At 63.6% G+C, this 13,302-nt stretch carries 10 protein-coding genes; 4 read left to right on the plus strand and 6 right to left on the minus strand.

The window, feature by feature from the left end; genetic code table 11:
- Nucleotides 1–474: 474 nt before the first annotated feature.
- The 3 genes from APY03_RS29800 to APY03_RS29810 form a co-directional block, all read right to left on the minus strand.
- On the minus strand, nucleotides 475–1,026 hold the full coding sequence (locus APY03_RS29800) for a PIN domain-containing protein (protein ID WP_232062360.1): 552 nt from the start codon (nucleotides 1,024–1,026) through the stop codon (nucleotides 475–477).
- A 29-nt stretch (nucleotides 1,027–1,055) separates the two neighbouring features.
- Complete coding sequence (locus tag APY03_RS29805; protein WP_068682746.1) at nucleotides 1,056–1,526, minus strand: excisionase family DNA-binding protein; 471 nt, start codon at nucleotides 1,524–1,526, stop codon at nucleotides 1,056–1,058.
- Nucleotides 1,527–2,037: 511 nt separating this feature from the next.
- Nucleotides 2,038–3,435 carry a replication initiation protein gene (locus APY03_RS29810; RefSeq protein WP_232324467.1) on the minus strand — a complete coding sequence of 466 codons (1,398 nt, stop codon included), beginning with the start codon at nucleotides 3,433–3,435 and terminating at the stop codon, nucleotides 2,038–2,040.
- Nucleotides 3,436–4,009: 574 nt separating this feature from the next.
- On the opposite strand from APY03_RS29810, the gene APY03_RS29815 reads away from it, so the two are divergent.
- A complete protein-coding gene (locus APY03_RS29815) occupies nucleotides 4,010–5,167 on the plus strand; it encodes an AAA family ATPase (RefSeq protein WP_162584081.1) in 1,158 nt (385 codons plus the stop codon).
- 784 nt (nucleotides 5,168–5,951) lie between these two features.
- Nucleotides 5,952–7,037: a ParB/RepB/Spo0J family partition protein gene (locus tag APY03_RS29820; RefSeq protein ID WP_068682762.1), complete on the plus strand. Its 1,086-nt coding sequence runs from the start codon at nucleotides 5,952–5,954 to the stop codon at nucleotides 7,035–7,037.
- A gap of 250 nt (nucleotides 7,038–7,287) precedes the next feature.
- On the opposite strand, the gene istB is transcribed toward APY03_RS29820, so the two are convergent.
- Nucleotides 7,288–8,058 carry an IS21-like element helper ATPase IstB gene (istB, locus tag APY03_RS29825; RefSeq protein WP_068682752.1) on the minus strand — a complete coding sequence of 257 codons (771 nt, stop codon included), beginning with the start codon at nucleotides 8,056–8,058 and terminating at the stop codon, nucleotides 7,288–7,290.
- Nucleotides 8,055–9,620: an IS21 family transposase gene (istA, locus tag APY03_RS29830; protein WP_068682754.1), complete on the minus strand. Its 1,566-nt coding sequence runs from the start codon at nucleotides 9,618–9,620 to the stop codon at nucleotides 8,055–8,057. The genes istB and istA overlap by 4 nt, the downstream gene beginning before the upstream one ends.
- Before the next feature lie 441 nt (nucleotides 9,621–10,061).
- Between istA and APY03_RS44775 the strand changes: the two genes are divergently transcribed.
- Both APY03_RS44775 and APY03_RS29840 read left to right on the plus strand, forming a co-directional pair.
- Complete coding sequence (locus APY03_RS44775) at nucleotides 10,062–10,319, plus strand: hypothetical protein (protein ID WP_068682756.1); 258 nt, start codon at nucleotides 10,062–10,064, stop codon at nucleotides 10,317–10,319.
- 9 nt (nucleotides 10,320–10,328) lie between these two features.
- A complete protein-coding gene (locus APY03_RS29840) occupies nucleotides 10,329–12,269 on the plus strand; it encodes a phage integrase family protein (protein WP_068682758.1) in 1,941 nt (646 codons plus the stop codon).
- Between the two features lie 786 nt (nucleotides 12,270–13,055).
- Here APY03_RS29840 and APY03_RS29845 read toward each other — a convergent pair.
- On the minus strand, nucleotides 13,056–13,302 hold a 247-nt coding region (locus tag APY03_RS29845; protein ID WP_232324468.1), incomplete at its 5' end, for a hypothetical protein.

A 13,302-nucleotide genomic window follows, 5' to 3' on the forward strand; every position in this document is an offset into this window, starting at 1 on the left:
GCGTACCGTCACTTATTGCACTGAAAACGAGGAGACCCCATCTAGTACACGAGTTCGTGCAGCGCCGTCGGTAGTAGGCCGCGGGGCTCGTGAAGCAATCGATGTCCTCGACGTTCACAAGAGACCTTGTGGCGCGAACTAGTCAGAATCAGACGTCAACGAACCGTCGGGCACCTGCCCTCCCTCGTTTGACGTCGCTGGCAAAAAGTTTGACCGATCGGCCACAGCCGCAGGCCGTTCGCCCAGCAGGTCAGCATGACGCCTCGGTTCTTCAGTCTTTATGCAGGGACCCGAAGAGCACCGGGCTTCTCCCGTATTTAAGGGCTCGCGAGCGAGTGCTGGTTCCGATGGGAACGCATGAACGATGAGGCAGGGAAGACATGTCAGCACGCGAGAGTCGGTCCAAGCCATCAGCGCGCGACGCATTGGCTTTCGGGAGCGATCCCGGCGCTCACGCAGGTGATGAGGTCGTATTCAGATCAGCGCAGCTGCCTCTCGCAAGCGCTCAGCGGTTGCGGCCAGGCCGTTCCGCTCGAGGACATCAGCGAACTCTTCCGGCGAGAAGGGAGGACGCTTGGACCGTGCCCGCATGGCTTTGAATGCCGTCAATGCAGCAATCTCGTCCAGATCAAGCTGTGCGACCAAGAAATCGTCTGGGTGCACTGCCGTCAAATCGTATCCCGCCAGGACATCATTCGGAAAGTCCTTGAGGTTCGCGGTCACGATGCAATCAGCATGGCCAACGATCGCAGCGGCAAGCACGTGGACGTCATCGGGGTCAGGCAGCGTGAGCGATCCGACAAGCGGCCGCCAGGCCGCTTCCGAAATCTCCCAATCGGGAATGGCTTCACGCATGTTGTCGCGGCGAAAGCTGAGCCTGCCGACGAGATCGGGGCGTTCAGCCTCGAGGTTGCCCATCCATTCTGCCTCGATCTCCGTCGTCCACTTGGGGGCAAACAACCCGGTCACGGCAACGCTCATCAGAGCGTCGGCGACGCTGACCGGATAAAGGACGCAGGCGTCCAAGAGGGCTGTGTACCTCGCGTTCCCCGCCATCAGTATTCGAGGCCCAATTCCTGCGCGTTTTCAGACAGCCGTTGCAAGGCTGCGATCTGCTTTTCACGCATCTGCGCACGAAAAGCCATCAACCCGTCGAACGGAATGCGGCGATGTGTGCCGACCATGCGATGAGCCAGCCGCCCCTCTTCGATCGCGCGAATGACAAATGGGCGAGAAACGTTCAGAAGGTTGGCAGCCTCGACGGTCGTCATTTCTTGCTTGTCCGAGATAACAGTCACCGCCCTACGCTCGCTCAATGCACCCAGCACTTCACCGATCAACCGCAGCGCCTTTGTCGGCACCTGCACCGGCGGGAGATCCCCATCGTCGCTGGTCAAAAGAATGCTCGCCGCTCGCGAGCGATCCAACGACTCGCCGATGCAGCGCTGTGCCGTGCGAGCCATTTCCAACTCTTCAGGTGTCATTTCCGCAGCTTGACGGCGACGCGTACGTTCCGAAGTGGTCATTTTGTATGCTCCTTATGCAAAGGGAATGCAGTTGCCTCGATTACCTGCCTTGATGGGTAATACTGTACCTCAACAAATGAACTAATCGCACGTTGGTTCATATAATGCATTTACAAGGCGGGGCGTCCCCGGCGTGTGAAGCGGAGCGCGCCCACGTGCCAACTTTTCGAGGGCGGTGGCCACTTGCGACAGCACCCGGACGTGTCAAGGGTGCTAGTTATGAGATCGATGTGATGGCTAACTTACGACGCGAACTAAGCGGTAGCAGCGTAAACGTTCCTCTAAGTGCCGGCGTCAGATTCAAGCGATCTTGGTGGGCACGTGAGCCTGGCACCCACCCGATGGGCGAACGCCAGATGGGAAAAGACAAGCCTCTCGGTTACTCGTTCCGCCCCAAGCGCGGCCAACCAAATACCCTGCGAAGGGATCGTGCGTCCAAGCACCTTGCCGCGCAAATGCGCAGCGGCCGCTCGATGCAGATTCCTGAAACCAGTCTGGCCAGGGACCGCCGTCAGAGGCCTGGCACGCCCCGCTGCAGGGCGAAGTCCAACAGCACCCGGTCCGTCGGCTCCGCGGGCCAGGTGGTGCCGGCCAGCCATTTGAAGAACGTCGTCCCGGCAATGCGACTGGCCGGCCCATCGCGGCGCCAGGCACGCGCGATGGGAGAGGCAACCTTCTCAAGCTGCTCGACCTGGAAACGTGTCCGCCACTCCGCCTGCATCGGCTCCAGCATTTCCGCATACATCGCGCGCGCCTTGGCCATCTGATCGTTTTCCCACAGTTCGCGGATGCGCCGCAGGCGGTCGCCCTCCGACAGCGTGGGAACGGACGTAGCGGGTGCGGCGCCTGGCTCGTCCGGCGGCGAAGCGGGCACCGCGATGCCGACGCCCGCGTAACCCTTCTTGAGTGCGTCCTTGAAATAGGCGGCAGGCGATTTCAGAGCCGGCATCGTAGCGCTGCGCAGTCGCGCGTCGACGTGATCCAGGGTCGCGCGGATCTGCCCCTCGTCCGTGGTTGCATAGAGGTCCTGCGCCTCGTCTTGCTTGATCCCCAGCGCAATCAGGCGCCCCACCAGCTCCAGGTCGAAAACGTTGCGGTTGGCGGCGTTGATGTCCTCAAGCCGCTGCTGAACCTTGGGGACCACTCGGAACTGGATTTCCTCGATCTTGCGGCCTCTCTTGTGCTCGATCAGCTCCAACCCGAACTCCTCGCACAAGGCGTCGATCTCGGCGATCGCCTTGCTGATGACGTCGCGCTTGAGGAAGCGGTAGTCCACTTCCTTGATATCGCTGCGACCGGTCAGGACCGCAGCCCACCACATTACGTCCTCTCGCATGGACAACCGACCGGGCGAAGTCAGGTAACGAGCACCGATCTCGTAGAGCACGGCCGCCGAGTAGCTGCGCATCTGGCTGCTCATCTCGAGCAACACCCGCGTGTACTGGTGGGGCTTGACGAGGCGCTCCTTTATTTCCTCGGGATAGCGCCAAGTGACCATGCACGGGCGCCCCCTGCCCTGCTCCTCGATGGTCACGGTGCCCAGCAGCTGGGACGAAACCCAGCGCTTGAGCGAGCTGCTGCTGGTCGACCATTCGATCGTCGTCGCCTGCATATCGCGCAGATGGGACTTCAGCAGCTCCGTGTTGTTGGAGTTGAAGCGTGCGTCACCGATCAACTCGCTCAGGGCCAATCGGTAAACCGGCTCGTCAACGCCCTGACGCTGGGAATGGTAGAGCAGCGCGTTATAGATGCGCCGAGAAAGCAGGGTCAGGCGTCCGCGCTTCGGGCGGATGGCGATGGCCTCGTTGGCCTTGGCAACGCTTTGCTCCTCGACCGAGGGGGGTGGGCGAGGCGAACTGCGCGGGGATTCGTCCTCGACCATGAAAGTAGTGTTCGTGCTGAAGCTCACATCATGTCGGCCTAATGTGATTTCGTCAATTCACAGTTGGCAGAGTGCTTTCGCTTGAGCTGTTGAAGTGAAACACTTGGGAGATTGAAGAGTTGAAGTTTCATTTTCCTCAATTGGATCAATGGCTTGCACCACTTGGTGTGAGGTTCCTTGGGAAATAATGTGAGAACGGATGGGATTTGAGGTGAGCAGATCTGGGTTCCTATCAACCAAGATGTGAGGTGGCTTGGGGTTTGATGTGAGTGGATATGGGCAACCGCCCTCCTTCAATCCCTCAGCGCCCCGTGCATAGCCCTGCAGAGGGCCATAAGGATGTGCCCACGGGTGGGAAAGGCCGTCTCAACCCCTTGGCGGAACGCGTTGGTGACCCGCCAAAGCCCCGGTTCCCCAATAAACCTCACACTTCGCGGAGGGTGTTCCAGGGGAGAATGGCTGAAACTTGTTCATTCGGCAGATTCTCATAGAATCGCCGAATTCTGTCGAATGAGGCTTCTTCAATATGTCCGCTCTCGTACCGCCAGTCGGTGGAAACCAGGTTTCCACTGACATTGCCCCACCGCGCCCAACCATCAACATGGAGCGCATCGCTGGCCTAGCGGCCCGCGCCGGCTCCATGGTCGAGCAGATCCGGGGCATGCTCCTGGCCCCCGAGGCCCGCAAGACGGCCCCCACCTACTCCACGGCGCAGCTGGCCGCGCTGTGCGGGATGGACAAGGCGCACATTGCGTACCGTATCACCAAGGAGGACCTTCCGGCCGGGCGCCTGTCGCCTTCCGGCGGCAAGCGCGTTTTTGGCTTGGACGAGCTCCGGCGCTGGACTCGCACTTACCGCGGCGAAAAGATGCGCCCCGCGGACCGCAAGGCCATCACGATCGCGGTGGGTAACTTCAAGGGCGGGGTGGCGAAGACGACCACCGCCATGATCCTCGCGCAGGGGCTGAGTCTGCGGGGCCACCGAGTCCTGGCGATCGACACCGATCCGCAAGGGTCACTCACCACGCTGCACGGTTTGCTCCCGGAGGCCGAGGTGACCGAGGACATGACCATCGGCCCGCTGTGCGACGGTACACAAAGCGACATTCGGTACGCCATCCGGTCGACCTATTGGGACGGCATTGACCTGGTCGCCGCGGCCCCTTTCCTCTTCTCGGCCGAGTTCGCCTTGCCGGCGCGCCAGATGCAGGAACCTGGCGCCAAGTTCTGGGACGTGCTCAACATGGGGCTGGAAAGCGTGCGCGATCTCTATGACGTTATTGTCATTGACACCCCCCCTTCCCTCTCCTACGTCACCATCAACGCGCTTTGGGCTGCCAACGGCATCGTGGTCCCGGTGCCGCCCTCCGGGTTGGACTTCGCGTCCTCGGCCCAGTTCTGGTCGCTACTCGCGGACCTCGGGGGCAACCTGGACGGTCAAAGCAAGGACCGCGAGGGCAAGGCTTTTGATTTCCTACACGTGCTTCTAAGCCGGGTTGACGCATCCGATCCGGCGATGCCAGCCGTGCGGCAGTGGATCCAGGCGACGTATGGTGAGTACACCTTGCCGGTCGAGATCCCCAAGACCAGTGTGACGAGCAATAAGGCGGCGGAGTTCGCCACCGTCTATGACGTGCAGAAGTATGAGGGCGCGGCCAAGACCTACAAGCGCGCCGTGGAGGCGTACGACTCGTTCGTAGAACTGGTTGAGCAGTCGATGGTGGGCGCCTGGCAGGGCCAGGGCAGGGCGCACCGATGAAGCGGAGAGGGACCAGCAGCGACCGGCGCAACGGTGGAAACCTGGTTTCCACGCAGTTGTCGGCTGCAAATCTCAGGGCGTGTGGAAACCAGGTTTCCGCGATGAGTTTGGTGGGCGCGGCCGGAGCCCAACTCTTCCGACTGGCGTCGGATCAGAACATGCGTTGCGCATCGATCCCGGAGCCATGCGTCGCTCGAAAACTCGAAGAGTTTTGTGGAAACCAGGTTGCCATACAGGGCTCGGCAGTCGTGGAGGAAATCGAAGGCAGGCGATCGGCGCGCCGGCCAAGTGCGGGTGCCGCGTTCACAGGGCCGGCGGGCTCACGTCAGCGAGCCGCAAGCGCCGGATCTGGAAACCAGGTCTCCACATCCGGCCTGGAGGCCGCGCGGAACGCCACGATCACACATCTAACGTCGAACAGACTTCGGGGCGAGACATCGAATCCGCGGGCAAGCGTGCGCAGAAACTGCGCAGGGGGTGGATGTGGAAACCAGGTTTCCACGTCCGAGCCTACAGCACACAGCAGAGGGCAGGGCCGCAGCCCGTGCCCAACTTCGACCAAAGGTAGGGCTCCCGTCCTGGCTACTTGGAACAGTGGAAACCTGGTTTCCAGCGAAGTGTCGCAGGTGGGTGGCTCTTCGAGAGAATTCCATACTGACCAGATGTCGGCATTCTGTCGCCTATGGACGCCGCACTATGGCACCGAACGTGGTCCCGTCCTGCGTGCCGAAATCCGACGCGGACACTCCGAATCAGTCTCGCGCCTCTACAAGGAAGCATGACCATGGCAAGCACACGCAAGCGACTCGAAGCACTGACGGCAGGGCTCTCTCTCCCGGCCGACTTGGAAAGGTCAGCGCCCAATATGCCGGTTTCTCCGCCCGCACCGGATCAGGCGCCGTCCGCAGCCCCAGGCATGGAAACCAGGTTTCCACCCGCAGCTGTGGGCGGCTTTCTTCCGCGTACGGGACCCGGACAGATGCTCGCGTTTCGAGGGCAGATCCAGCAGGTGGAGGGTGAGATGGCGTCCTTGCGGGACAAGCTGCGCCAGTACGAAGGCGCGCTACCCACGCGCAAGATGGATCCGAAGACCATCCGCCACAGCCGCTACGCTAACCGTCACAAGGCCTCGTTCGCGACGAGCGAATTTGCCGGCCTGAAGGCTGATATCGAGCACGCCGGAGGCAACGTCCAGCCAATCCTTGTGCGGCCTGTGATCGATCTTCCGGGGGAGTTCGAACTGGTCTTTGGCCACCGGAGGCACCAGGCCTGCCTCGAGCTCGGGATCCCGGTGCTTGCATCGGTATGGATCGAAGACCTGGGCGACAAGGCGCTTTTTGAACTCATGGATAGGGAGAACCGGGAGCGCGCCGACCTGTCCTCGTTCGAGCAAGGCGTGATGTACCAGCGCGCGCTCGACGAGCAGCTTTTTCCAACCCAACGCCAACTGGCGGAAGCGTTAGGCGTCAGCCACACGTGGGTGCGAAAAGCCCTCCTGGTTGCTCAGCTGCCCGACGCCATCGTCGACTGCTTCAGAAGCCCGCTAGAGATCAACTTTCGTCATGCGGAGCAGATCCATGCGGCGCTCGAAAAGGATCGTCGCGGAGTGCTCAAGCGCGCCGAAAAGGTTCGCGGGCAGAATCTGTCTGCCGCTGTGGTCGTTGCAAGACTCATCGATGTAAGTCCTCGCTTCGAGAAAGTCGAGCGCATCGAATTGCAGTCCCAAGACCACAAGTTCGGCACTGCGACCCGCGGAAAGGGGGGGGAGCTGACGATCGTCATTGAGGCCGACACCTATGCTGAACTCAAGCCTGAGCTTCTTGAGCACGCCGTCGTTGACGGCCTGCGAAAGCTTCGAAAGTTGGCTTGACCGCGGCGGGGGCGACTGACCAATGCCCGGATGGCCACCTCAAACTCCCCCACCTATGGCCGGGCAAATTCCTCCAGGCCAGGACGGGGGGATTCTCGTCTTTTCTTCTTTGACGGCTGTTCGGCAAGCGAAGCGCGTCAGGCCGGAGGCGGCCGCCGGGGAGCGGTGGGCAGGCCACGATCGCCGCAGGGGCCGTCCACAGGCCTGTCCTGTGGACGGGTGGCTTGTCCACGGCGGGCGCGCCTGAGGGTCAGTCCGCCGGCGCCTTGATGGCCAGGCGCTGAGCCGCCTCCTTCAGCCGGTAGCTCTTGCCCTCGAACTCCAGCAGGCGGGAACGGTGCATCAGCCGGTCGAGGATGGTGGATGCCATCGTCATGTCGCCCAGGTAGGTGCCCCAGTCCCGGATCACCCGGTTGGACGTCACCAGCACGCTGGCGCGGCGGCGATGCCGTTGATGGACCAGGGTCTGCAGCAACTCCGCCGCCACCTCCGAGACGCGCTTGGCCAGGAACAGGTCGTCCAGCACCAGGAGGTCGGCCGCCAGCAGCCGCTGCAGCATCAGCTCGCGCTCTCGGGGTTCGGCCAAGGCGTAGCGGCCGAAGTCGGTGTCGGCCTCCAGATAGGCGACCTTCAGCCCCTGCTGCACGGCGTGGTAGGCCACCGCCTTGGCTACATGGCTCTTGCCCGTGCCGGGCTTGCCGATCAACAGGGCGTTGGCGCCCTCGCTGACGAACTTGAGCGTCTGCAGCTCGAAGCAGGCCGCGCGCGGCACCTTCGGGTTGAACGACCAGTCGATCTCGGCCAGCGTGACCTTCTCGTCCAGGTGCGAGTCCTTGTAGCGCTTGTCGATCAGGCGGCTCTGGCGGCGATCGAGTTCGTCTTGCAGCAGCAGCGCCAGCAGCTCCTGCGCCGTCATCTGCGAGGCCTGCGCCTGCTCCAGGCGCGTCTGCAATGTGTCGCGCGCCCCGGACAGGCGAAGCTGCGCCAGGGTGCGTTCAAGTTCGGCGATCGACATGCTCATTGCAGCCACTCCCCGGCCACCGGCACGCCACCGGTCGCGGCGGCGAAGAAGTCCGCGTACGTGGCTGCATCGCGGATCAGCTCGTCGCGCTGCGTCAATGGCGGCGCCACAGGCGACGCGGCGGCTGCCGCCTCGGCTAGCTCGCCCACCATGGCCGTGATGGCCTTCAGCGTGGCGCGCTGCTGCTGCACCGCCAGCGCGCAGGCCTGCTCCACCAGCGCCGCCGGATGGTGACGCGCCAGCCCGACCAGCCCCCACATGCGCCGCTGCCCGACGCGTCCTTCGCGAGCAAACCACTGCTGGCACAGCGCCAGGCAATGGGGGCCGATCTCGCGCGCCAGCTTCCACAGCAGCTCGGTCTGCCGGCTCGGGTTGAACGGCCGCTCGTCCTCGGGCAGCACGGTGGCACCCCGCCGTTCGCTGCGCGCGTGCGTGCGCAACAGCGCGCCGGTCTGCCGGTCCCGGATCTCCACCAGGTGGGCGTACAGGCGCACCGTCACCTTCGCACCGATGGCCGCCGGACGGGCAGCGTAATTGCTGCTGTCCACCCGCACCGTGGTGTCGTCGCACACCGTGCGCACCATCTCGCGGAAGAAGGCGAAGCGGGTGATCGGCAGCGGCAGCAAACTGGCACGCTCCTCCTCGAACATGGCCTGCACCTGGCGCTTCTCGCGCCCGTGAATGCGCTTGGCCGCCCATGTGCTCTCCCAGCGCTCGAGGAACTCATTTTGTGCCTGCAGTGAGTCGAACCGCCGGCCCTTGAGCGCCGTGTCCTGCGTGTGCTGGATCGCGTTTTCCACGCTGCCCTTGCGGTTGGGGTCGCGCACCCGTGCCGGGTCCGCCACGCAGCCGTAATGGGCCAGCAGCGAGGCGTACACCGGGTTGAGCTCCGGCTCGTACAGATCGGGCTTGAGCACACCTTCCTTGAGGTTGTCCAGCACGACATAGCGCACCACCCCGCCGAAGTAGCGAAACGCCTGCTCGTGCAGCTCGGCCCACTCCTGCTGGCCGGATTTCCACACCACCCGGCGGAAGCTGCGACGCGAGTAGCGCAGCGTCATCACGAACAGCCGCGGGCGCTTCCAGCGGCCGCTGACCGGATCCAGCGTCATCGCGCCCTCGCCGTAATCGACCTGCGCCTCCTCGCCGGGGGCGAACTCCAGCCGGTCGAACTGCTCCGGCTCGCGCGAGCGCAGCTGCGCGACGAACCGCTTGACGCTGTTGTAGCCATGGCCGAAGCCGTGGACGTCCACCAGGTCCTGGTAGATCGCCATGGCGTTTCGCTTGAGCAGCAGCTGCGCCTGGATGAACTCGCGCCAGGGTTCGCACGCCGAGGTGTGCGCCGGTGGCCGGGGTGGGGGATTTTGGGCCGCTTTCTCGCCCTCCTTCAGAGGCGCCGAGCCGGTGGCCACCCCGGAGGAATTTGCGCCGGCCATCGCCGCCTGGTACTTGCGGATCGTTTTGCGGTCGATCCCCGTGATGCGGGCAATCTCCCGCTGGCCGGCTCCTCGCGCCAGCAGCGTCTGGATGGTGGTTTTCTTGTTTGGCTTCAAGACGTTCAACTCCACGACCTCCTCGCTCGGGAGGTCAGTTCACGTCCTGTCCAAAGGGGGCCGGTGGCACCGGCCTACAACCCTCTCCCGATCAGTTCAGGTGGAGGAGTTTGAGGTGGCCACGGGTGGGGGATTTTGGGTGGCCATCCGGGACCAATGTGAGAGCAATTGGGATTCGCCGCTGGAAAGGGGGGACTCCCCGCAGCGTCCACGGCAGTGAAATGGGGAGCCCGCCTCTGGACGGGCATATCTCATTCCAACTTCGCGAGCGCAAAAACTCCATTGAAATCAACGACTTAAAAAGAGCTTCTCCCAAAGCACGGCTCGGAGCATCACAAAATCGCATTGATGATAAGTAAATTTAGTAAGATGCAATTTCGTGCCCTTGTGGGCCGGGGCTCGCAGCGTTGCACCGCATGATGTCCAGCTTTTAATCGTCCCGCCCATCCGATGGCACACAGCAACCTTCCCACGCCTTCGCAGCTCGACAGTCTCGATGACGCTCAACTCGAGCAACTCGCGGTGGCCTGGCGTGCCCAGGCCTTGCGCGGCGATCGGAAGGCCCACGGTATCGCGCATGCCTTGGAGGTTGCGCACCGCCAACGCCTGCGGGCCAGCCAGGTCGCGCAGCTGCCAGACCCCGTGACGCCGTCGCGGCCCTGGTGGAAATTCTGGGCCGCTTCAAAAACGCCGCGCGCCACGACCTGACCCCGCGCCATGCGCAAGCCCCCGCCGCCTCCCCGAAAACTCGACAGCAGCCACTTCGCCTTCATGCGGGCGCTGTCCCAGGGCGTCGACGAGCGCGCGAGCTGGGACCGATATCTGCGCGTCGAAGGTGAACACACGGATTTGCGGACCGTCCGCCGGACGATCGCCTGGATCCAGGATGCGTTCGCGGCGGCCGCCGAACGCGAAAACAAGCCGGGCACCGCCCGGCTGCTGCGGCTCGATCCGGAACGCTTCAGCGCAGCACCTGCGCAACCGACCTTGGCCGAGTTCGCGCTCGCGCAGGGGATGGAAGAGTTCTCCGAAGACGAGCAGCTCCAGGCCTATGAAGAGGCGTACCCGCGCACTGGCAAAGCTGGCGGGGGCAGGGCAGGGCAGGGCGCTTCGTCCCCCACGCGTCGCGGGCGCATCATCGCGCGGCAACTCGAGGCACTGCAGTGGCTTCAAAACCTTGTCGCTCAAGACCCCCGACCGGGCGATCGGGTGGGGGCTTGGCTGAACCCTCGGCTTGCGGGGCGCCTCGAGCGCGCGAAATTGAACACGCTGTTCGATCTCGTGGAGCACATGAATGGCGTCGGCGCTCGCTGGTGGGTTCAGGTGCCCGGCGTGGGGGAGCGCAAGGCCTCGCGCATCCTCGAATGGCTGCAGACCCACGAGACGGCGCTGGGCTTGCGCGTCGGTGCACATGCGGCGCAGCGGCGATCGGATTTGACTTTTGATTCGCTGACCGAAGTGCTGCCGGCGGCGACGGCCCTTCGGCCCTTGGAAAAATTCGTGGTGCCGTCGGAGCTTGACGGCTCCGCGGGCCGATTCCGTGCACCGCCTGAAAAATGCCTGCTTGTGGCCGCCGACGACTATGCGGCCATCGGTGCCTGGCTGACTTCGAAAGGGCGAGGGACGAAAGACGGCGAGCTCACCGCCACGCAGCGCGCGTATCGCCGGGAAGCGGAGCGGCTGTTGCTGTGGGCTGTCCTCGAGCGGAACAAGGCGCTGTCTTCATTGGCCGTGGAAGACGCCCCGGCGTTCCGGGACTTCCTGCAGAACCCGCCGGCGTCCTGGTGCGGGCCGCGGCATCGCCAACGCTGGTCGCCGCTGTGGCGGCCCTTCGAGGGACCGTTGGCACCGGCTGCGCTGCGGCATGCGCTGAACATTCTCAGAAGCCTGTTCGGTTTTCTGGTGAGCCAGGGCTATGTGACGGGCAACCCGTTCGCGGCCCTGGCGATGCCGGTCCAACCCCTGCGGCCGCTGGGCTCCAACCGAACCTTGACGTTCACGCAGTGGGACCACCTCGACGCCATGCTCGAGCGCCAGGTCGACACGGAAGCCGCGCGGCGACTTCGGCGCGGCATGCGGTGGCTGTATGCCACCGGGCTGCGACTCGCCGAAATCACGCATGTGAAGTGCGAGGACCTCGAGCGGGTCGCGTACCGCGATGTCGATGGCTCGACCGCGACCGACTGGATGCTCACGGTGGTGGGCAAGGGCGCGAGGGTCCGCCAAGTGCCGGTGCCGCATGAGCTGGTTGACGAACTCGCTGATGAGCTGGGCCGATTCGGCCTGGAGCGCGCGGTCACCGCGCCGAGCAATCGAGGCATCCACGTGATGGCACGGTTTGAAGCGGGGCTCGAGCGACCCTCTGCCTGGTCGGCCTCGGGGCTTTACCAGGCCATGAAGAATTTTCTTGCGCAGGTGGCCGACGGCGTAGGCGGGGAGGATGGCGAGCGCCTTCGAAAGGCCAGCTCCCATTGGCTTCGCCATTCCCACGCCTCGCACGCATTGCACGGCAGGGGAGGGCAGCGACCGGTGCCGATCCAGATCGTGCAGAACAACCTGGGGCATGCGTCGATCGGGACGACGTCGATGTACCTCACGACGGAACGCGATGAGAGGTTGCGGGCGATGCGGGGGTTTTGGAAGCGTCCCCATAGCTGAACCCCCAGAACAACCATCGGACTTGGGCACCATAACGCGCAACTTATCGAACCCTTCTCCGACCCGTTCGAGCGAATCTCTTTGAATGGCGGTACTTCGGGGGCGCGAGTCTGCACGATGTGCGAGCGCTTCCTGGCCTGCTGGCTGCTGGCTGCTGGCAGCTGCCGCCTCACCGAAAGGCTGCAGAACAGCGTGCGGACGGTCGTTGCCTGCTTCGCCAGCGCGGCGGACAAAGCGACGCCAAATTGCTATGCATCCGCGCTCCACATGGCAGCGGCTGCGCTGCTCTTTGGTTCACCGGAGTTTGCCCGCAATAGAAGCGCGGCCTTGTCATCGCGATGGCTTCCTGGCTCGCAGGACGGGACTGAGACAGTAAGGGCCATCAAACGGCAACAACAATGACGCCTTGCCTAAAGTCCGATGCCATTGAAACTCTTGCCTTTGCCTTTGCCTTTGCCTTTGCCTTTGCCTTTGCCTTCGCCTTCGCCTCGCCTCGCCATCGGTGCTTTGGCCGATGACGAAGGACGAGGTGCCCGATCAGCAGGGCATTTTGTTCGACACGGCCTGCGCTAGCTCATGACCTTGCTGTCCGGGCGTCGTGATCATTTACACGCCCGATGGCGTTGTCTCTGCGTCAAGCCGATTCCGGTCTTCCTGCGTCGCGGCGACGTCATGACATTGAACGAGAGTCCGTTGGGCAAGCAGCGGCAGCGGAATTCTTTAAAGCCCGATCCAGGCCCAGACGCAGCGTCGCGTCGAGTGAAGGAAGGAAATGAGCGTGCGCGCTTACACGGGTTCCGCGGACATCATCTGCGCCGCCATTCCGTCGAAAAGGAGTTTGACCCGAACCAACTCCAGGCGAGCCGAGGGGACCATGATCTTGACCCAGCGTGGCGCCAACGGGAATTGGTCCAGCACGAGGGCAAGTTGCCCGGCGTTCAGCGCATCCGAAACGATGGGCAGCGCAAGCTGGACGATCCCCTGGGTGTTGGCTGGAGTGAACCCCTGTGGCTGGACCACGGGGCTCATGCGA

The organism is Variovorax sp. WDL1 (genome assembly GCF_001541225.1).
Classification (GTDB): domain Bacteria; phylum Pseudomonadota; class Gammaproteobacteria; order Burkholderiales; family Burkholderiaceae_C; genus Variovorax.

Coding starts and splice junctions, on each gene's coding strand:
- istB (WP_068682752.1), bottom strand. CDS start 8,058: ATGAGCATGTCGATCGCCGAACTTGAACGCACCCTGGCGCAGCTTCGC.
- APY03_RS44775 (WP_068682756.1), top strand. CDS start 10,062: ATGGCACACAGCAACCTTCCCACGCCTTCGCAGCTCGACAGTCTCGAT.
- APY03_RS29820 (WP_068682762.1), top strand. CDS start 5,952: ATGGCAAGCACACGCAAGCGACTCGAAGCACTGACGGCAGGGCTCTCT.
- APY03_RS29840 (WP_068682758.1), top strand. CDS start 10,329: ATGCGCAAGCCCCCGCCGCCTCCCCGAAAACTCGACAGCAGCCACTTC.
- APY03_RS29815 (WP_162584081.1), top strand. CDS start 4,010: ATGGAGCGCATCGCTGGCCTAGCGGCCCGCGCCGGCTCCATGGTCGAG.
- APY03_RS29805 (WP_068682746.1), bottom strand. CDS start 1,526: ATGACCACTTCGGAACGTACGCGTCGCCGTCAAGCTGCGGAAATGACA.